Origin of the sequence: Pseudomonas machongensis (genome assembly GCF_034961125.1) — a bacterium.
Classification (GTDB): Bacteria; Pseudomonadota; Gammaproteobacteria; order Pseudomonadales; family Pseudomonadaceae; genus Aquipseudomonas; species Aquipseudomonas machongensis.
The window spans coordinates 260,083-280,153 of sequence record NZ_JAYFUI010000180.1 but is presented as its reverse complement, the minus strand read 5'-3'; the positions used below and the strand labels follow the sequence as shown (position 1 = coordinate 280,153).

Here is a 20,071-nt window from a genome sequence, read left to right as displayed (position 1 = left end):
TCAGACCAGATGCAGTGCAGTGAGCAGCATGTCGATCAGCTTGATCCCGGCGAACGGCACCAGGATGCCGCCCACGCCGTAGATCAGCAGGTTGCGCCGCAGCAGGTGCGCGGCACTTGCCGCCTGCACGCGCACACCGCGCAAGGCCAGGGGGATCAATACGATGATGATCAGCGCGTTGAAGACGATCGCCGAAAGGATCGCGCTTTGCGGGCTGCTCAGGCGCATCAGGTTGAGCACACCCAGTTGCGGGTAGATCGAAGCGAACAGCGCCGGCAGGATGGCGAAGTACTTGGCCACGTCGTTGGCAATGGAGAACGTGGTCAGTGCACCACGGGTCACCAGCAGTTCCTTGCCGACCTGGACCACATCCAGCAGCTTGGTCGGATCGCTGTCCAGGTCGACCATGTTGGCCGCCTCGCGCGCCGCCTGGGTACCGTCGTTCATGGCCATGCCGACATCCGCCTGGGCCAAGGCCGGGGCATCGTTGGCACCGTCACCGCACATGGCGACCAGGCGGCCGTCATTCTGCTCCTGGCGAATGCGCGCCAGCTTCTTCTCAGGGGTGGCCTCGGCAAGTACGTCATCGACACCAGCCTCGGCGGCGATGGCCGCAGCGGTCAGCGGGTTGTCGCCGGTCACCATCACGGTGCGGATACCCAGTTTGCGCAACTCGGCGAAACGCTCACGGATGCCGGGCTTGACCACGTCCTTGAGGTGAATCACCCCCAGCAAGTGGCGGTCGACGCATACCAGCAAGGGGGTGCCGCCGCTCTGGGCGATGCGTTCGACTTCACGGGCCAGCGAAGCCGGCATTTCCAGGCGTTGCAGGCCGACGAACGCCAGCACCGCGTCCACCGCGCCCTTGCGGTAGCGGCGCTGACCGAAGTCGATACCCGAAAGGCGCGTCTCGGCGCTGAAGGCGATGGCGCTGTACTGCGCGGCAGCCGGCTCGTCGAAGTCGTGCAACTGGCGCAGGTATTCGACGATGGACTTGCCCTCGGCCGTGTCGTCGGCCAGCGAGGCAAGCAAGGCTCCCTCCCCCAGCTCCTTGGGGGTAACACCGGGCGCTGCGTGCAGGGCACTGCAGCGGCGGTTGCCGAAGGTGATGGTGCCGGTCTTGTCGAGCATCAACGTGTGCACGTCGCCCGCAGCCTCCACCGCACGCCCGGAGCGGGCGATGACGTTAAGGCGCACCAGGCGATCCATACCCGCGATACCGATGGCCGACAGCAGGCCACCAATGGTCGTCGGGATCAGCGTCACCAGCAACGCGGCGAGGAAGATCAGCGGCAGGCTGCCGCCCACGAAATGGGCGAATGGCTGCAAGGTCACCACCACGATCAGGAAAATCAGGGTCAGGCCGATCAGCAGGATATCCAGGGCAATCTCGTTGGGGGTCTTCTGGCGCTTGGCGCCTTCGACCAGGGCGATCATGCGGTCCAGGGTCGACTCACCGGGGTTGCTGGTGATGCGAATCAGCAGCCAGTCGGAAACCAGCCGGGTATTGCCGGTCACCGCCGAACGGTCGCCACCGGACTCGCGGATCACCGGCGCAGACTCGCCGGTGATCGCCGCCTCGTTGACGGCAGCGATACCTTCGAGCACCTCGCCATCACCCGGGATCAGCTCACCGGCCACCACGCGCACCACATCGTCCTTGCGCAATGCGGTGGCAGCGACGGTTTCGAAGCTGCCATTGGCCAGACGCCGCTGAGCGGTCAGGCCCTGGCTGCCGGCCTTGAGGCTATCGGCACGGGCCTTGCCCCGGCCTTCCGCCAAGGCTTCGGCAAAGTTGGCAAAGAGTACGGTGAACCACAGCCACAGGGCGATCTGCACCGCCACGCCGGTGCTCACACCGCTGCCGGGCACCAGGCACAGGACCGTGGTCAGCACAGCCGTCAGGGCGACCACCAGCATCACCGGCGAGCGCTTGAGCTGGCGCGGATCGAGCTTGACGAAGGCCTGCACCAGGGCCGGGCGCCAGAGCGCGGCGAAGCGGGTCTGGTCGACGGCGCGGGGAGATTTCACTTCAGAAATGGGCATGTTCATGTTCGGATCCTCAGAAACCCAGGCTCAGCTGTTCGGCGATCGGCCCCAGGGCCAGGGTCGGCAGGAAGGTCAGTCCACCGACCAGCAGGATGGTCACCAACAGCAGGCCGGCGAACAGCGGGCCATGGGTGGGGAAGCTGTTCTGGCCCTGCGGCGCGCTTTTCTTGGCGGCCAGGCTGCCTGCAAGGGCCAGCACTGGCAGGATGTAGCCGAAGCGTCCGATCAGCATGGCCAGGCCGATCATCAGGTTGTGGAACACCGTGTTGGCACTGAAGCCGCCGAAAGCCGAGCCGTTGTTGGCGGTGCCGGAGGTATAGGCATACAGCAACTGGCTGAAACCATGCGGCCCCGGATTGCTCACCGCACTTGCCGGCCCCGGCAGGCTGGCGGCGATGGCGCCGAGCACCAGCACGCCAACCGGCATCACCAGCAGTGTCGCCACCAACAATTGCACTTCGCGGGCCTGCAACTTCTTGCCCAGGTATTCCGGCGTGCGACCGATCATCAACCCGGCCAGGAATACCGCGATCAGCACGAACAGCAGCATGCCGTAGAGGCCTGCACCGACGCCGCCGAAGATCACCTCGCCGACCATCATGTTGACCATCGCCACCATGCCTGTCAGCGGATTGAGGCTGTCGTGCATGGCGTTGACCGAGCCGTTGGAGGCGGAGGTCGTCGTCACGGCCCACAACACGCTCGCGGTGGTGTCGAAGCGGCTTTCCTTGCCTTCCATCGGCGCGCTTTGCTGCACCTGAGCGCTGTCCAGGGCCGGGTTGGGCTGGTACTCGGCCCACAGGCCGACCGCACCGCCGATCAGGAACAGGCCCAACATGCAGGCCAGGATCGCCCGGCTCTGACGCAGGTCCTTGACGTAGTGGCCGAAGGTGAACACCAGTGCCACCGGAATCAGAATGATCGAAGCCACCTCGAACAGGTTGCTCCAGGCCGTGGGGTTCTCGAACGGATGCGCCGAGTTGACGCCGAAGAAGCCGCCGCCGTTGGTGCCCAGTTGCTTGATCGCGATCTGGCTGGCGGCAGGGCCCAGCGGGATGCTCTGGTCGGCACCTTGCAGGGTGACGGCATGGGCGTAGTCGGCGAAGGTCTGTGGCACTCCCTGCCACACCAGCAGCAGCGCCAGCACAATGCACAGTGGCAGCAGGCCATACAGGGTGGCACGGGTCATGTCGACCCAGAAGTTACCCAGGTTGTGGGTGGAGCGCCGGCCGATACCACGGCACAGGGCGACCAGCACGGCAAGGCCGGTGGCAGCGCTGACGAAGTTCTGCACGGTCAGGCCGATCATCTGGCTCAGGTAGCTGAGCGAGGCCTCACCGCTGTAGGCCTGCCAGTTGGTGTTGGTCATGAAGCTGACAGCGGTGTTGAATGCCAGCGACCATTCCTGGCCCGGCAGGTGCTGCGGGTTGAGCGGCAGCGAGCCCTGTAGCAGGAGCACGGCGAACAGCACCAGGAAGCCCACCAGGTTGAAGGCCAGCAGCGCCAGGGTGTATTGCTTCCAGTTCTGCTCCTGCTCGGCGCGCACCCCGGACAACCGGTAACAACCCTGCTCTACCGGGCCGAGGACCGGCGACAGCCAGGTACGCTGGCCCTCCATGACCTTGTAGTAGAACCGCCCAAGCCAGGGTGCTGGTAGCAGCACAAGGGCCAGAAACGCCAGCAGCAATGCGAAGTCGTAGCTGTGCATGGCCGCTCCCTAGCTGCGATCGGCGCGCAGCAGCGCCACCAGCAGGTAAATGGACAACGCCACTGCCAGCAGCAGTGACACTCCGTCGAGCATGTTCATCGGTGGATCTCCCCGTCTTGCGGCGTCGGCCGCTTTGGGGAAATTGTCGGGGCGGGGGGCGTAAAGGGACGAGATCGGGGGGGCGGGATGGGAATAAAGAATGCGTAAAGTTTGGCTTCTGGATCATCAATACCGGCCTCTTCGCGGGCAAGCCCGCTCCCACAGGGATTGGGCTGGTCTTTAAATTTTGAGCAAGACAGAATCTCCTACAGCAGATCGCGGTGCCTGTAGGAGCGGGCTTGCCCGCGAAGAGAACGCTGCAGGTCAGCGCTGAACCTGCCCCGAGTGTCGGCTCCAGTCCAGCAGCAGGCTGTAGCCGACGGCCAGCAGGGTCGGCCCGATGAACAGCCCGATGAAGCCAAACGCGATCAACCCGCCAAACACGCCGAGCAGCACGATCACCAGCGGCAGATTGCCCCCCCGGCTGATCAGATACGGCTTGAGCACGTTGTCCACGCCACTGATGATGAAGGTGCCCCATATCCCGAGGAACACCGCCATCCCGTACTCGCCCTTCCACACCAGCCAGCCGGTGGCAGGAATCCAGGCCAGTGGGGGCCCCATCGGAATCAGGCTGAGCATGAAGGTCACCAGGCCCAGCACGATTGCCCCGGGCACGCCGGCGATCAGGAAGCCGATCAACGCCAGCAGCCCTTGCGCTGCGGCGGTACCGATCACACCGTTGACCACCCGCTGTACGGTACCGGCCACCAGGTCGATGTAGTACTCGGCGCGCTCGCCCACCAGGCGCTGCAGCAAGCGTTGCACGAACGCGGCCAGGCGTGGGCCGTCGCGGTAGAAGAAGAACACGAAGACGATACTGAGCGTAAGCTCCAGCACGCCGCTGCCGATCTGGGCGCTACGCGCCAGGAACCAATTACCGACCTGGCCGAGGTACGGTTTGGCCGAGGCAATCAGGGCCGCACCCTGCTGGTCGAGGGACTCCCACCAGTTGACCAGGCGCTCGCCGATGAAGGGAATGCCACGCACCCACTCCGGCGCATCCGGCAAACCCTCCAACTGCACGTCACGCACGAAGTTGGTGGCATCACGCACATGGTCGGCCAGGTTGAAGCCCAGCCACACCAGCGGCAACGCGACCACCAGGATCCACACCGTCGTGAGGATGCTGGCCGCGAGGGTTTCGCGCCCACCCAGCAGGCGCGTCAACAAGCGCATCAGCGGCCAGCTGGCAAAGGCCAGGATCGCCCCCCAGAGTAGCGCCGAGATGAACGGCGCCATGACCCACAAGGCGGCGCCCAACAGCGCCAGCAATAGAATCTGGACCAGCAGACGGTCATTGTTGGCCATGATGGCCCTCGTTCAACGAATCAGTTCCAGATGCAGGCCATCGGTAGGCGCCGTACCCACTTCGAGACGGGCACTGCGTACACCGGCCTTGACCAGTTGCTCGCGCCAGGCTTCGGCCGCCTGGCCGCTGAGGCTGGCACGCAGGGTGCTGTCCAGGTTCAGGCTGCGGGCCAGCAGCGAAACCCACGCAGGCTGTGGTGCGCTCAGGTCAGGGTAGTCGAGCTTGCCGGTATCGCGCATCTCACGCAGCACCGTGGCGGGTGTCGGCAGCACTTCGCCCAGCGGGCTGTCAGCGACGAATTCCTCGACATGCAGGTAGGCGCGGCGATTGCCGCGAGTGACGCTGTACAGGGCGACCAGCGTATCGGCCTCTTCGGCCGAGCGGCGCAAAAGAATGAAGGCCTGCTGCTCGTCGCCACCATTGAGACGGGCGTTGTTGAACACATCGTTGGCCCAGATGCTGGCCTCGCCGCAGTCACGGCCCTGGCACCAGAACAGCGGATAGCCACCGTCGCGCTGCAGCTCCTCACGTGCGCTGGTAAAGGCCTCGCGGGCAGTGCGCTCCACCGGCAGTTCGTAGGTGACCGAGCTGACCTGGCCGCGGCTCTCGACCTTGCCCTCGACGCGCAGGCGACCGCTGATCTTGCGTACCGGGCCCATGGGGTAGACCCTCTCCCCCGCCACGACCGGACGTTGGTCGACCACCTTGGCATCGACTGGCACCGGCAGGCTCCCGGCCCACAGCAGCGGGCTGGCAAGTGTGAGGCAGGCGGCGATGGCACTGCGAACGAGGAACGGCGCGCTCATCGGCCGTCCTTGCGGCGCCCGGCGCCGTGGCGAAGATCGTGAATGTCTGGCATGTGTGGTTGTCTCCCTGTTCAACCCGCCAAGCCTCGACACTTGTCCGGTGCAAGTCAAGCAAAGCCAAAGAAGCGATTGAAACAGTCTGCGACAAGGGCCGCGCCCTGCGCATCGTTCAAGTGCAGATGATGACCACCGGGCAAGGCCACCTGCTCGAAGGGTAGCTGCTCCAGCAGAGTTGTGTGGCGCGCCAGCATGCCGTCCTCGGCGATCACCAGGCAAGTAGGGCAGCTCACCCGGCGCACAACGGCCATGGCCTGCGCCTCGTTCAGGCGCACTGGCGACGGCAAGGTCAGGCGACTGTCGCTGCGCCAACTGTAACCGCCAGGCACCGGCATGAGCCCACGCTGGGCGAGCAGCTCGGCAGCTTCGCGGCTGACTGCGACCATGCCCTTCATCCGCGCCTGCACGCCCTCTTCCAGGCTCGGGTACACCGACTTGCGCTTGCCATCCAGGCGCAGGTGCGCCTGCAGTGCCATACCCAGGCGCTCGGCGGCATCCTGCTCGGCGACCGTAGGCGGGATGACGCCATCGATCAGCGCCAGATGGCTGATCCGTTCAGGCAGTGCGCCCGCCAGCTGCACCGAGATGATCGCCCCCAGCGAATGCCCGAGCAGGCCAAAGCGCTCCCAGCCCAGTTGCTCGGCTACCCGCAGCACGTCATGGGCATAATCGGCCAGGTTGTAGCTCGCCCCGGCTGGACGATGCTGTGAATAGCCGTGCCCGGCCAGGTCGAGCGCGACAATGCGCAGGCCTTTCAGGCGCGGGGCCAGATGGGCGAAGCTGTTGGCGTTGTCGAGCCAGCCGTGCAGAGCGATCACCGGCAGGCCGTCGGCAGGACCGAACAGGTGTGCAGCCAGTTCGATATGGCCCAGGCTCAGGCGAATCTCCTCGACTTGCGCGCTCATACCTGGCTCCAGCGATCGAACAGGCCTTTGATCAGGCTGGCAGTATCGTTGGGCCGCTCCAGTGGAAACATGTGCCCGCCCGGAACGCTGTGATACTCCCCCCGCGGCATCGCACGTACCGCCAGGGCGTGGTGTTTGCGGATCACCCGGCTGCGATCACCACGCACCATGGCCAGTGGCACCTGCAGTTGACGCGCAGGGGCCGGGCTGACATGGGGAATGCTGCGGTAGATGCGCATCTCGGTGCTGGGATCGAAGCGCAGACGCACGCCCTCCTCCACCGTTTTCAAACCGTGCTCGAGATAGGCTTCGAGGCAATCGGGATCGAACTGGCGGAACAGCGTCTTGCTGGCGAAATAACTGCGTGCGCTGTCGCGATCAGGAAACGCCTCGCGCCGTCCTTCGGTTCGCCCGGCTGGCGTGATGCGGTCGATGAAACCGAAGCGCTTGGCGGTGCGGATCAGCCACTGGTCAGCGCGGGTCAGCACCGGCGAATCGAGCATCACCACACCGCGGTAGAGCTCGGGTCGGCGCAGGGCGGCGTGCAGGTGCAGCACACCACCGAGGGAATGACCGACACCCCAGACCGGCGCCGGCTGCTGCGCCAGATGGTGCAGCAGCTCATCGACCAGGTTCTGCCAGTTGTCATCCACTGGAAAGCGCGGGTCGTGGGCATGCTGCTCCAGGTGACAGACCTGGTAGTCAGGGGCCAGGGCCGCGAACAGCTTGCCGTAGGTGGCTGAAGGGAAACCGTTGGCATGGGCGAAGAAGATCTGCTGCGACATGACCGCCTGGTCCGACTGGAGAGTGATAGCCCATTGTCAGCAACCTGCCGGTTGACGGCAACGTTCGGAAAGGTCATCGGCGAGGGCTATCAGGTCATGCCGACTCGTCGAAACTCGCCAGCGAGCGGCGCAGGCAGGCTTTCATGTAGGTGATCTGGCTCTCCAACGCCTCACGGGCCAGGCGTTGCTCCTGGACATCGAGTTGCAGCCGGCGTAAGGCCAGGCAGCTGGTTTGCAGCAGTTGAGACATGCGCGTGCAGGACTGCTGCAGCTCGTGCAAATCCTGCTCGACCAGCAGATTGTCCATGGGGTGCTGCTCGAGCTTGTGACGAACTTTGCCCATCAGGTGGTAGAGCTTGGCGTCGGCAGCCTCGCGCAGCAGGGCGTACTGGGCGAAATCGAGACGGCTGTCACGCTGTACCGCTTCAATCGTGGGCTGCAGATCCAGGGAGCGCAAAAGCTCGTGCATCAACCCGCTCATTCAACGCTCCCTGCCCTGGCATCAGCTGATCAACCTAGCGTCAAGCATCTGTTGGATCTAAATGACTGGCAACTGGCAAAAATGACAGTTGCAATGCGCGGATTTGCCAGGAGGCAGTGAACTGGTCGAAAGCGCCGGACATTGCTGGCAACTAGCATTTTTGCCAGTTTTGCTGCTTGTGGGATGCGCCCAGGATGAGCAGCACTCTATGCCGAGTCACTTATGAAAGTAGGCTGTGGCTGGGGAATACCCGATCCCTGAGGCGCCTCGGCGAGACCTGGTATTTCTGTCAGTTTCACCGGTTTCTTGCCTGGTTCACACTGAGCCATAAACCCCTGGAAACCTGAGGAGTCGACGATGTCAACCGCTGAGGGCAAGCAGCAACTGCATACACAAGACCCGGTCTCGAGGCCTCTGACTTTCAAGGTCACACGCAGCGCCGAGACAGACTACCCCAAACCTTCCGTACTGCAGGCAACGGACGACAGGCTCGACCCCATCGACGCGCTCAACGGCGCTACCGTAAGGGCACAGTATCCAGCCATGCTACTCAGTGACATCCTGGCAGCGGATTGGTCCGGAAGCACAGCGGCAGACAGTTGGCAGAGCGACCAACAACCCGGAAGTCTCTTTGGTTATGTCGATTTCCAGGCGCCTGTCAGCGTGGTGGCTGCCAGCCAGGGCAAGACGGTCACCCTGCGCTACGCAGTAGTACGCAGTGGCCAGGCCGCGAAATTATCCTTGCCACTGCTGCTGGCGGTAGGAACCCTGGCGCAAACCCATTTGCCTGCCCCTGTGATTCCCCAGGCCAACGCAACCACCAAGGTACTCGACCTCAACAACTTCACCGGTAATGCACAGGTCAAGGTTGAGCCATGGCCATTGATCGCGGTGGGTCAACGGGTTTGGGTCCGCTTGGACGGGACCCTCGAAAATGGCTCGACCCATACCTTTTACCTGGCCCGAGGCGTAGAGGTCATCGCTGACCAGGTAGCCGCAGGACTGGACCTGGTGTTGCAACGCAGCGAACTGGAGGCGCTCAGGCATGGCTCCAGCCTCACAGTAACGGTGTCGGTAACATTCGACGGCACCAACGACGAGGAGCAGGCTCGGGTTTTCCCAGGCGCGCCCTACACACTCAATCCGGCGACTCCGCTGACTATCGACACATCACCTGCGACGCTCAAAGGCAGTATCATCCGCAACAGCAACCCAGTGACCAACCCACCCCCCAATGCATTCGTACAACGCACCGCCACCGGCGGCAAACCGCCCTACACCTACTCGACGAGCAACGGCAACGTGGTCGAAGTCGATGCTTCCACGGGGCGAGCGGTGTCTTTTGGCAGCGGGACGGCCAATGTGATCGTAACCGATACCGTTGGTGCCCGTGCCAGCTATCCGGTTACCGTATCCAATGTCAGGCTGGTTGAAGGCCTGGGCATGTTCAATGTGTGGGTTTCGTGCAGACATGAAGCCGCACGGAGAGCCGGAACATTACCTACGCTTGCAGAATGGGATGCGATGCGCGCTTGCTACAACAACAACCCAGGCCTCAATGATCGGGCGTGGAGTGAGGACTCGGCGGGAGAAGACAGACGCTATGCGATAGACATTGCCAACGGCAACAGGGTTTCCTTGCGTGCAACGAATATCAGTGGGGATTCCGCTGTGGGTTGGGGGATATTCAGTCGCTGAGGCGCACCAGATCCATGCCTGCACACACAAATGGCCGAATGCATCATCGCTATCGGCCTTCCACCATGCACGCACAGGACCTGCAGATAACCTCAGGGGGCGAAACTCGAACTCAGCAATGTCATCACACCGAGAGGTGGCAACTCCCCCTCGAGTTCAGCCAGGTTCGCAGTGCTCATCCGCGCTGGCTGCTGCAAATGCCCATGCTCCAGCATTCCCACCAGCGCCCCCACCAATGGCTGGTGACTGACCAACAGCACATGTTCAAGCCCCAACTGCTCGATCTCTGCGATGACCTCCTGCATCCGACTTTCCGGCGTTAGCCAAGGCACGGTGCGTACCGGCTCGATGAAACCAAGGGTGTCGTGTACCAGGGCGGCGGTCTGCTGGGCGCGCACATAAGGGCTGGCAATGATCGCCTGCAGCGGCTGGCCCAGCAGCCGTGCGGCGCTGTGCAGCACCTGCTCGCGGCCATGGGCGGTCAGGCGGCGCTCAGCGTCGGTATTGGCCTGTGGCTCTGCCTCGCCATGGCGCAGGATCCACAGCTTCACAGCTTGGGCTCCTCGTGGCGCACCGGGTGCGGTGCCGGGGCAACCGCATGCGGCGCCTCGCCCTCTGGGGAGCGAGGGCTGGGCCAGTCGGCAAACGGCCAAGGTTTCTGGTCGGTGTGGAAGCTGCCGAAGCGACCGATCTGCGCCAGGTACTGGCTGAGGCTGTCGCCGAAGTTCATCAGGCTGGCACTCGGCGCGCCATACACCAGACGGTAGATCAGTTGCACCAGCACCAGCCCGCCAAGCAGCAGCTCGGCCAGTTGCCAGACCACCAGGAACACCAGCATCCACAGCACCCGCAGGATGATCGACTCGCGCTGGGCGCGCTCGGGCGTATCGTTCATGTGTCGCTCCTTGCTCTGATTTGGAGCCGCTGACGGCTCAGTTGAAACCGCTGGTGGAAATGAAATCGACGTCGGTCTTGGGCTCGGCACGCATCAGGTGCTCGATCACCTGGGCCAGGGTTCGCCCCTCGAACAGAATCGCGTGCAGCCCGGCCACCAGGGGCATGTAGACCTGCACTTCCTGAGCCTTGGCCTTGAGCACTTTCAAGGTATTCACCCCTTCGGCCACTTCGCCCAGGCGGCTGACTGCCTCTTCCAGGCTCAACCCCTGCCCCAGGGCATGCCCGACCTGGTAATTGCGGCTCTTGGGCGAGGAGCAGGTGACGATCAGGTCACCCACCCCTGCCAGCCCCAGGAAGGTCATGGGGTTGGCGCCCTGGCTCACGGCGAAGCGGGTCATTTCGGCCAGCGCCCGGGTGATCAGCATGCTCTTGGTGTTCTCGCCCATCTCCAGCGCCACGGCCATTCCGGCGATGATCGCGTAGACGTTCTTCAGCGCGCCCCCAAGCTCCACACCGAAGCGGTCGGCGCTGGCATAGACGCGAAAGGTGCGCCCGTGCAGGACATCCTGCACGCGCTGGCACAGCGCCTCGTCCTCACTGGCAACCACAGTGGCGGTCAAGGCATGCTCGGCGATCTCACGGGCCAGGTTCGGCCCGGACAGCACGCCGATACGCGCCTGGGGTGCGATCTCTTCGAGAATCTGGCTCATCAGCTTGAAGGTCTGCGCCTCGATGCCCTTGGTCAGGCTGACCAGGCACTTGCCGCGCAGCAGCTCGGCATGTGGCGCGAGTACGCTGCGCAAGGCGCTCGACGGCAGCGCGATGAACACCAGGTCGCTCGATTGCAGGGTCGCCAGCAGGTCATTGACCGGCTCGACGCCATCATGCAGGCGAATGCCTTTGAGGTAACGAGGATTCTCGCGGTTGGCGCGCATGGCTTCGGCCTGCTCCGGGTCGCGCATCCATTGACGCACCGGATTGCCGTTTTCAGCCAGCAGGTTCGCCACGGCGGTGCCGAAGCTCCCGCCTCCCAGAACTGCAACAGGTTGCTGTTCAGTCATATTCAATCCGTTAAAGCCATTAAGTTGAGTGGCGACGCGGGCATTATACGGCTCGTCTGCTACAGAACCAGTGTCGGCACCGGCCTCTTCACAGGCAAACCTGCCTGCACGGCGCGCGTACGCATGCCCTGCCAGAAGGGATTTATCCGAAAGAGGGTGGCAAATCCAGCGCAGATCACTGGAAAAACCCCCACGGTCGGTTACCATGCCTGGTTTATCCCGCACACAAGGCCGTCACGTGTTCCCAGGCACGCCTCCTGCCCCTCGCCTGCTGTTGCTGACCGCCCTGCTCGGGGGTTCGGCCATGGCCGATGACCTGTTCATCGACAACCAGGACCTGCCGCAGGTTCTGACCGCCACACGCCTGAAACAATCCCCGGCCGCAGTGCCCGGCAGCATGACCGTGCTCGACAGCGAACTGATCCGCGCCAGCGGGGCACGAGACATCCCCGAGCTCTTGCGCCTGGTGCCCGGCATGATGATCGGCTACGGCGCCGGTAACCAGCCGACCGTCAACTACCACGGCAGCAACGTCAACGACGCCCGGCGCATGCAGGTGCTGATCGACGGCCGTTCGGTGTACCGCGCAGGCCTCGCCACCGTGGACTGGAGCGATATCCCGCTGGCGATCGAGGATATCCAACGCATCGAGGTGTTCCGCGGCCCCAATACCGTCAGCTATGGTGCCAACGCGCTGATGGCCGTGGTCAACATCCTCACCCGCAGCCCCGCCGACAGCCACGGCACGCGACTGAAGATCACCCAGGGCCAGGATGGCATCAATGATTTCTATGCCAGCCAGGGCTTCGGCTGGGAAGGCGGCGATCTGCGCCTGTCGATGTCCGGCATGCAGGACGATGGCTTCGACAAGAACCAGTACGGCCAGGACTACCGCGACAGCCGCCGGCTGACCCGCTTCAACCTCAGCGCCAGCCACACCCTGGCGCCCGACCAGACCCTCGAATGGCAACTGGCGGCCAAGGAAGGCAGCAACCAACGCCCCTACACCTATACCCCGGTGTTCCCCTTCATCACCGGGCGTGGCGACAACGCCGACCTCAACGCCAAGGATTACGCGGGCTCGGTGCGCTGGAACATCGACTTCAGCCCCGAGCACAGCCTGTACGTACAGGGCTCGGCGCAGCAGTTCGACCGCCAGCAGGTATGGCGCGCCTGCGATGCGACGCTGGCCTTCAGCCCCGAGTTGACCCGGCTGTGGCAACTCAATCCCGACTACGCCGAACAAGTGGCGCGCAACGCCAACAACCCGCCCAACAACAACGACCCGGTATTGCAGAGCCTGCGCAACCAGATCAAGAGCCAGTGGGACAACGGCGGTAACCGTGAAGTCTGCGGTGATGTCGACCAGAGCACCCGCGAAACCCGCTACGACCTGGAAATCCAGGATACCCTGAGCCTCACCGACACCCTGCGCCTGCTCAGCGGCTTCAACTACCGCTATGACCGTGCCGACTCGCAGACCTACTTTAACGGCAGCCTCGACGACCGCACCTGGCGCTTGTTCGGACAGCTCGAATGGCGTGCCGACGAACACTGGATCCTCCAGGGTGGGGCCATGTTCGAGGACAGCGAGTTGTCCGGCAGCTCGCTGACTCCGCGCGTGGCGGTCAACTACCTGATCACCCCGCGCCACGGCCTGCGTGCGGTGTACTCCGAGGCCGTACGTTCGCCGGACATGTTCGAGAACAACGTCAACTGGAGCTACACGGTCAAGAACCTCACGCCCAACGCGCTGGGTTTGCAGAACGGTGAATACTTCGTCAAGACCCGTGGCCCGGGCAACCTCGACCAGGAGCGCATGCGCTCGCGCGAGCTGGGCTACAACGGCTACTTCGCGGACATCGACCTGAGCCTGGACGTCAAGCTGTTCTACGACGAAATCACCGGGATGATCAGCGAGCCGCTGAAGAACAACCAGTACATCGCCAGCAATGCCAACAAGTCCCGCTTCAGCGGCACCGAGACACAACTGGACTGGCGCCTGAGCATGCGCGACCGTCTGCGCCTGACGTATGCCTACGTCGACGCCTGGGCCAGCAACCCCGACGACCGCCGCCTCAGCGCACGCAACAGCGGCTCGGCCGGCTGGATGCGCGACTGGGGCCAGGGATGGTCGAGTGCCCTCTTCTATTATGGCGACGACGCCCTCAACCAATACCGCTACGAGCGTATAGACCTGCGCGTGGCCAAGCGCCTGCGGGTGTATGGCAGCTCGCTGGAGCTCGCCGCGCTGTGGCAGCAGCGCCTGGACGACCAGCCCACCACCATCGAGCAGAACCGCTACGACAGCCGCCATCGCCTGAGTTTCAGCGCGGAGCTGGAGTTCTGATGCTGCGCCTGCTGCGCCTGTTGCTGCTATGCCTGTGGCCGATGGGCGCGCTTTCGGCCAGCGAAATCCTGCTGGTGGGCGGCGAAGACCAGCCCGGAGTGCGCAGTTTCGTCGCCGCACTAGAGGCACGCCGCCCTCACGACCACGTGCGCTTCCAGACCGTGGCGCAACTGCCCCGCCCAGCGTTGCTCAAACCCGAGACCCGCTTGATCCTGCTGGACAGCGCCGCACTCGACTGGCGCATGGGCGAAACCGCAGGTCCTGCGGCGCTGGTCCTGCGGGTCAGCCGCGTGCAGGCCGAACAGCGCCTGGGAAAGTCGCGCCCCTCCTACCTGAGCCTGCTGTGGAGCGACCCGCCACTGCCACGGCAACTGCGCCTGACCCGCTACCTGCTACCGCAAGCGCGACGCATTGGCGTGCTGTACGGCCCCGGCAGCCGCTTTCTGATCGATGAGCTGCGCCAGGCTGCGCGTGGCCTGGGTCTGGAGATCGTCGCCCAGGACTGGGCCGACCTGCGTGACAGCCGCCCGTTGCAGCACCTGCTGGGCAACAGCGACGTTCTGTTGGGAATCGATGATCCCGAGTTGTACAACTCCAAGACCGCCAAGAACGTCCTGCTCAGCAGCTATGGCCGACAGATGGCGCTGATCGGCCCCAACGCCGGCTTCGTTCGCGCTGGCGCCCTGGCGAGCACCTACAGCGACCAGGACGACTGGCTGGCAGTACTCGACGACTTGCTCGACCAGCCACCGGCACACTGGCCCCGTAGCCTCTACCCCGAACACTACGGGGTCAGCGGCAACCAGCAGGTCGCCCGCGCCCTGGGCCTGGAACCCATCGATCCGAACGCCGCCGCCCTGGCCCTGGCCGAAGGAGAACCCACCCCATGACCAAGCGCCTGAGCTGGGACATCCACACACGCACCCAGATCATCAGCCTGGGGCCCGCGCTGCTGCTCACCCTGCTGTTGATCAGCTTCTTTACCTTCGTGCGTATCCAGGACTTGCGGCAGGAGCTCAACCACACCGGTCAACTGATCGCCAACCAACTGGCGCCAGCCTCCGAATACGGGGTGATCTCAGGCAACAACGAGGTGCTCGAAAGCTTGATGCGGGCGACCTTGAGCATCCCTCACGTGCGTTTTCTCGAGGTGCAGGACAGCCGCAACCACATCCTGGTTTACGTCGAGCAGTCGGGTGAAAGCGTCAGCCGCGCCCAGCGCGTCGAGGTGTTCCAGGCGCCCATTCGCCTGCAACAGATCCGCCTGGACAACGACTTCCTGCAGGAAGGCAAGACACCCCCCAGCATTGGCGACGATTACCTGGGGCGAGTGATCGTCGGCATGTCCGACGACGCCTTCAGCGAACGCCAGCAGGAGATCGTGATCAAGGCCGGCATTCTTGCGCTGTTCGCCTTGCTGTTTACCTTCCTCCTCGCGCGGCGACTGGCCAGGAGCCTGTCCAAGCCGATCAGTGACATGGGGCATGCGGTCGAGGCCATCCAGCAGGGCGAGTTCAACGCCCCGTTGCCGGTGGTCGACGATAGCGAACTGGGCCATCTGGCACGCCACATCAACAACCTTGCCAGCGCCCTGGACCAGGCCAGCCACGAGCAGAGCCAGGCCATTGCCCAGTTGACCCAGGCGCGCGAGGAGGCCGAGCAGGCCAACCGCGCCAAGTCCGACTTCCTGGCGATGATGAGCCACGAGCTGCGGACCCCGATGAACGGCGTACTCGGCATGCTGCAACTGCTGGAAACCACCCCGCTGACCAGTGAGCAAGCCGAATACACGGCCGTGGCCAGCGAGTCTACCGGCCACCTGCTCAAGGTGATCAACGACATCCTCGACTTCTCGCGTATCGAACGCACCAGCCTGGAACTGGAGCACATCGATTTCAACCTTGGCGAGCTGATTGCCAGCAGCGTGCAATCGTTCCAGCACAGCGCTCAACAGCGCAACCTGGCCCTGCACCTGCACCTGCCGCCGGGCATGGACCGCCTGCAAGTGATCGGCGATCCGACACGCATCCGCCAGATCCTGTTGAACCTGGTAGGCAATGCGTTGAAGTTCACCGAGCGCGGCGAAGTGGAGATCGAGGCCCGCTGGCAAATGCTCGACCGTCAGCTGCTCTGGCTGACCTGCGCGGTCCGCGATACCGGCATCGGTATCGACAGCGATCGGCTGGAAACGATGTTCGTCGCCTTCCAGCAAGCCGACAGTTCTATTTCAAGGCGTTACGGCGGCACCGGCTTGGGCCTGTCCATCGCCCGTACCCTGGCCGAGCGCATGGGCGGCAAGTTGCGCGGCGAAAGCCGCGAGGGCATGGGTTCGACCTTCACCCTGGAAGTCCCTCTGATGCTGTCGAGCAAGCCAGCAGCGCGCCTGCTCGGTCACGAACATGACGCACTGCTGGGTGGCGACGGCCAGCGCGTCCTGCTGGTGGAAGACAATCCGGTCAACCAGAGCGTCATCGAAGCTATGCTGCGCAGCCTGGGCTTCGAGGTCAGCGTGGCACTGGACGGCGCGCAAGCGGTAGAAATGGCCGGCCAGCAAAGTTTTGCGGCGATCCTGATGGACTGTCGCCTGCCCCAAATGGACGGCTACGAAGCCACACGCCGCATCCGCCAGCACGGCGCGCAACTGCCGATCATCGCCTTGACCGCCAATGCCCTGCAGGGCGATCGTGAACGCTGCCTGGCTGCAGGAATGAACGATTACCTGAGCAAACCGTTCAAACGCACCGATCTGCAACGCATTCTGCAGCGCTGGTTGCCCGGCCGGACAGCCGCGACTGGCGATTAATGATAAAGTGCGGCAGTCTTAAAGACTGGACAGGGCCGTCGTTGGCCCTGAAAATAAAACTTTCAGTGCACACCTGTACTTCTTTTGCCAGGTGCGCTGTGACTTTCACCACAACGCAATAGTCTACCTGTAGGCTGCCGCCCGGACTCTCTAGGATTTCGGGTTGGCCGGGAAGATTCATCCCCTGCCACAGGGGGTTATTGAGGAGCTCGCATGACCAAACAACACGCCTTTACTCGGGAAGACCTGCTGCGCTGCAGTCGCGGTGAGCTGTTCGGCCCCGGTAATGCGCAACTGCCCGCCCCGAACATGCTGATGGTAGACCGCATCACCCACATCAGTGAGGAAGGCGGCAAGTTCGGCAAAGGTGAATTGGTCGCCGAGCTGGATATCACTCCAGACCTGTGGTTCTTCGCCTGCCACTTCGAAGGCGATCCGGTGATGCCGGGCTGCCTGGGCCTCGACGCCATGTGGCAGCTGGTTGGCTTTTTCCTCGGCTGGCAGGGCCTGCCGGGCCGCGGTCGCGCACTGGGTTCGGGCGAAGTGAAGTTCTTCGGCCAGGTGCTGCCTACCGCCAAGAAAGTCACCTACAACATCCATATCAAGCGCGTCCTGAAAGGTAAGCTGAACATGGCCATCGCCGATGGCTCGGTCAGCGTCGACGGTCGCGAGATCTACACCGCCGAAGGCCTGCGGGTCGGCGTGTTCACCTCCACTGACAATTTCTAAGGGTTATTCGCATGCGCCGCGTCGTTATCACTGGTCTGGGCATCGTTTCGTGCCTGGGCAATGACAAAGCTACCGTCACCGAAAACCTGCGCAACAGCCGTCCGGGTATCCGTTACAACCCGGAATACAAGGAAATGGGGCTGCGTAGCCAGGTTTCCGGCTCTATCGACCTGAACCTTGAAGAGTTGATCGACCGCAAGGTCTATCGCTTCGTCGGTCACGCCGCCGCCTACGCCTACCTGGCGATGCAGGACGCGATCAAGGACGCAGGCCTGACCGAAGAGCAGGTGTCCAGCCCACGCACCGGCCTGGTTGCAGGTTCCGGCGGCGCTTCGACCCTGAACCAGATGGAAGCACTGGACACCCTGCGCGAGAAAGGCGTCAAGCGTGTCGGCCCGTACCGTGTCACCCGTACCATGGGCAGCACCGTATCGGCGTGCCTGGCTACCCCGTTCAAGATCAAGGGCATCAACTACTCGATCTCGTCGGCCTGTGCCACCTCCGCACACTGCATCGGCACCGCGCTGGAGCAGATCCAGTGGGGCAAACAAGACATCGTCTTCGCCGGCGGCGGTGAAGAAGAGCACTGGAGCCAGTCGTTCCTGTTCGATGCCATGGGCGCCCTGTCGACCAAGCGCAACGAAACCCCTGAGCTGGCCTCGCGCGCCTACGACGCTGACCGTGATGGCTTTGTCATCGCTGGCGGTGGCGGCATGGTGGTGGTCGAGGAGCTGGAACACGCCCTGGCCCGTGGCGCCAAGATCTACGCCGAAATCGTCGGCTACGGCGCGACTTCCGATGGTTACGATATGGTCGCCCCAAGTGGCGAAGGCGCGATCCGCTGCATGCAGCAGGCGCTGTCCACCGTCGACACCCCGATCGATTACCTGAACACCCACGGCACCTCGACGCCGGTCGGCGACGTCGCTGAAATGAAAGGCGTGCGCGAAGTGTTCGGCGACAAGGCACCCAAGATCAGCTCGACCAAGAGCCTGTCCGGCCACTCGCTGGGCGCCGCTGGCGTGCACGAGGCGATCTACTGCTTGCTGATGATGGAAAACAACTTCATCGCCGGCTCCGCCAACATCGACGAACTGGACCCAGAGGTCGCCGACCTGCCGGTACTGCGTCAAACCGAAGAAAACGCCAAGATCGACACGGTCATGAGCAACAGCTTCGGCTTCGGCGGCACCAACGCCACCCTGGTACTCAAGCGCTGGACTGGCAAGTAAGACGCTGCTGCGACAACGAAAACGCCCCGACTGGTTCGGGGCGTTTTCATTTGTGTTGCCTGCGAAAGGGTCGGCAGTTCAACGCAGCCTGGGCAGCACCGCAAGGAAATTATCCCTCGCCACCTTGCGCGCCACGGCTTCAGGCAACGCATCCAGAAACGGCTCGAATCCGTGCATCTGCTCGCCGACGCTGCCGAACTTGCCCACCACATCCGAACCCAGCATGAATCGGTCGGGGAAGCGCTCGACCAGCGCCAGCCACGCCTTGCGGGGCTGGCCCTGCTCATCCAGCAGATAGGGCTTCAGTACACTCCACGACAGGTCGATGTACAGATTCGGATAAGCCTCGAGCATGCGCGCAAGCGTTGGCAGGATGAAGTCCATCTGCGTCTGGTGACGATGGATCTCCATACTGGTACCGGCATGGGCCCAGATGAAACGCGTATGTGGGTGATTGCGCAGCGGCTCCTCGATCTCCGCCAGGTACAACGGGTTACGCTCACGCTTGGAGGTGATGTTCGAATGCACCAGCACCGGCAAGTCACGCTCGGCTGCCAGGTGATAGATGCGTGTCATCGCTTCGTTGTTGGCTCTCGGCGTGTCACCGCTGGTCAGTGCAGTGAGGTCATCATGCCGGGTGAACACCTCACCGATGCCCTGCCAGAACCCTGGGTACAATTCGAGCATGCGCTCGATGTGACTGACCGCGTTCTTGTCCACCGGGTTGAAACCCGAGAGGAATGGATGAAAGCGTTTCTGCTGCTCGGCCGGCAACTTCTGCACCGCTGCCACTACATGGATATCGGTAGCACTGAACCAGTAGGCATCAGCGTCGTCGCCCGCGTAATAGCGTGGGCGCTTGGGTTCATCCTCATGCCATTTCTTCGCCACCGGAATACCGGAAATCATCGCATGCTCGACACCGGACTCATCCATGGCTTTCAGCAGCGCAGGCATGCCTTCGGTTTCCTGGAAGAAGTCGACGTAATGCAGATGGGCGTCACTGTAGCGGTAGTCGCGCGCCTGCGCCGCCTGACACAGGCATCCAGACAACAATATGCAGGCCAGCACTCTGGCAATCATGGAGCAGCTTCCTTGT

The 20,071-nt window shown here is 63.4% G+C and carries 18 protein-coding genes; 6 read left to right on the top strand and 12 right to left on the bottom strand.

Annotation, left to right across the window (positions count from 1 at the left end; genetic code table 11):
* The 8 genes from kdpB to VA602_RS17185 form a co-directional block, all read right to left on the bottom strand.
* Positions 1-2,052, bottom strand: coding sequence for a potassium-transporting ATPase subunit KdpB (gene kdpB, locus VA602_RS17220; protein ID WP_323453790.1), 2,052 nt, complete (start codon positions 2,050-2,052; stop codon positions 1-3).
* Between the two features lie 10 nt (positions 2,053-2,062).
* Positions 2,063-3,757, bottom strand: coding sequence for a potassium-transporting ATPase subunit KdpA (gene kdpA / locus VA602_RS17215; protein ID WP_323453789.1), 1,695 nt, complete (start codon positions 3,755-3,757; stop codon positions 2,063-2,065).
* 9 nt (positions 3,758-3,766) lie between these two features.
* Positions 3,767-3,856, bottom strand: a complete 90-nt coding sequence (gene kdpF, locus VA602_RS17210) for a K(+)-transporting ATPase subunit F (protein WP_082421007.1) — start codon at positions 3,854-3,856, stop codon at positions 3,767-3,769.
* A gap of 264 nt (positions 3,857-4,120) precedes the next feature.
* The gene (locus tag VA602_RS17205; RefSeq protein ID WP_054894227.1) at positions 4,121-5,167 is read right to left on the bottom strand and encodes an AI-2E family transporter; all 1,047 of its coding nucleotides are present in this window, start codon (positions 5,165-5,167) and stop codon (positions 4,121-4,123) included.
* A 12-nt stretch (positions 5,168-5,179) separates the two neighbouring features.
* Complete coding sequence (locus VA602_RS17200; protein WP_323453788.1) at positions 5,180-5,974, bottom strand: DUF4892 domain-containing protein; 795 nt, start codon at positions 5,972-5,974, stop codon at positions 5,180-5,182.
* 107 nt (positions 5,975-6,081) lie between these two features.
* Positions 6,082-6,936, bottom strand: coding sequence for an alpha/beta hydrolase (locus VA602_RS17195; protein ID WP_323453787.1), 855 nt, complete (start codon positions 6,934-6,936; stop codon positions 6,082-6,084).
* Complete coding sequence (locus VA602_RS17190; protein WP_323453786.1) at positions 6,933-7,721, bottom strand: alpha/beta fold hydrolase; 789 nt, start codon at positions 7,719-7,721, stop codon at positions 6,933-6,935. Before VA602_RS17190 ends, VA602_RS17195 begins: the two co-directional genes overlap by 4 nt.
* A gap of 94 nt (positions 7,722-7,815) precedes the next feature.
* Positions 7,816-8,190, bottom strand: coding sequence for a hypothetical protein (locus tag VA602_RS17185; RefSeq protein WP_323453785.1), 375 nt, complete (start codon positions 8,188-8,190; stop codon positions 7,816-7,818).
* Positions 8,191-8,559: 369 nt separating this feature from the next.
* Here VA602_RS17185 and VA602_RS17180 point away from each other — a divergent pair, with 369 nt between their 5' ends.
* Complete coding sequence (locus VA602_RS17180; protein WP_323453784.1) at positions 8,560-9,900, top strand: hypothetical protein; 1,341 nt, start codon at positions 8,560-8,562, stop codon at positions 9,898-9,900.
* Positions 9,901-9,992: 92 nt separating this feature from the next.
* Here VA602_RS17180 and sixA read toward each other — a convergent pair whose 3' ends face one another.
* The 3 genes from sixA to VA602_RS17165 are packed head-to-tail and all read right to left on the bottom strand — an operon-like array spanning position 9,993 to position 11,858.
* Entirely contained in the window at positions 9,993-10,451 is a 459-nt protein-coding gene (sixA, locus tag VA602_RS17175; protein ID WP_323453783.1) for a phosphohistidine phosphatase SixA, read from the bottom strand.
* Positions 10,448-10,795: a DUF4389 domain-containing protein gene (locus VA602_RS17170; RefSeq protein WP_323453782.1), complete on the bottom strand. Its 348-nt coding sequence runs from the start codon at positions 10,793-10,795 to the stop codon at positions 10,448-10,450. The genes sixA and VA602_RS17170 overlap by 4 nt, the downstream gene beginning before the upstream one ends.
* Before the next feature lie 37 nt (positions 10,796-10,832).
* Positions 10,833-11,858, bottom strand: a complete 1,026-nt coding sequence (locus VA602_RS17165) for an NAD(P)H-dependent glycerol-3-phosphate dehydrogenase (RefSeq protein ID WP_323453781.1) — start codon at positions 11,856-11,858, stop codon at positions 10,833-10,835.
* 238 nt (positions 11,859-12,096) lie between these two features.
* Between VA602_RS17165 and VA602_RS17160 the strand changes: the two genes are divergently transcribed.
* The 5 genes from VA602_RS17160 to fabB all read left to right on the top strand — a co-directional run bounded on the left by VA602_RS17160 (position 12,097) and on the right by fabB (position 18,972).
* Positions 12,097-14,208: a TonB-dependent receptor plug domain-containing protein gene (locus VA602_RS17160; protein ID WP_323453821.1), complete on the top strand. Its 2,112-nt coding sequence runs from the start codon at positions 12,097-12,099 to the stop codon at positions 14,206-14,208.
* Positions 14,208-15,098, top strand: a complete 891-nt coding sequence (locus VA602_RS17155; RefSeq protein ID WP_323453780.1) for an ABC transporter substrate-binding protein — start codon at positions 14,208-14,210, stop codon at positions 15,096-15,098. The genes VA602_RS17160 and VA602_RS17155 overlap by 1 nt, the downstream gene beginning before the upstream one ends.
* Positions 15,095-17,011 (top strand): response regulator, encoded by a 1,917-nt coding sequence (locus tag VA602_RS17150; RefSeq protein WP_323453779.1) that lies wholly within the window; start codon positions 15,095-15,097, stop codon positions 17,009-17,011. Before VA602_RS17155 ends, VA602_RS17150 begins: the two co-directional genes overlap by 4 nt.
* A gap of 213 nt (positions 17,012-17,224) precedes the next feature.
* Positions 17,225-17,740 (top strand): 3-hydroxyacyl-[acyl-carrier-protein] dehydratase FabA, encoded by a 516-nt coding sequence (fabA, locus tag VA602_RS17145; protein WP_054894238.1) that lies wholly within the window; start codon positions 17,225-17,227, stop codon positions 17,738-17,740.
* A gap of 11 nt (positions 17,741-17,751) precedes the next feature.
* Positions 17,752-18,972: a beta-ketoacyl-ACP synthase I gene (gene fabB, locus VA602_RS17140; RefSeq protein ID WP_054894239.1), complete on the top strand. Its 1,221-nt coding sequence runs from the start codon at positions 17,752-17,754 to the stop codon at positions 18,970-18,972.
* Positions 18,973-19,050: 78 nt separating this feature from the next.
* Here the strand turns inward: fabB and VA602_RS17135 are convergent, their stop codons facing one another.
* Positions 19,051-20,055 (bottom strand): amidohydrolase family protein, encoded by a 1,005-nt coding sequence (locus tag VA602_RS17135; RefSeq protein ID WP_323453778.1) that lies wholly within the window; start codon positions 20,053-20,055, stop codon positions 19,051-19,053.
* Positions 20,056-20,071 lie beyond the last annotated feature (16 nt).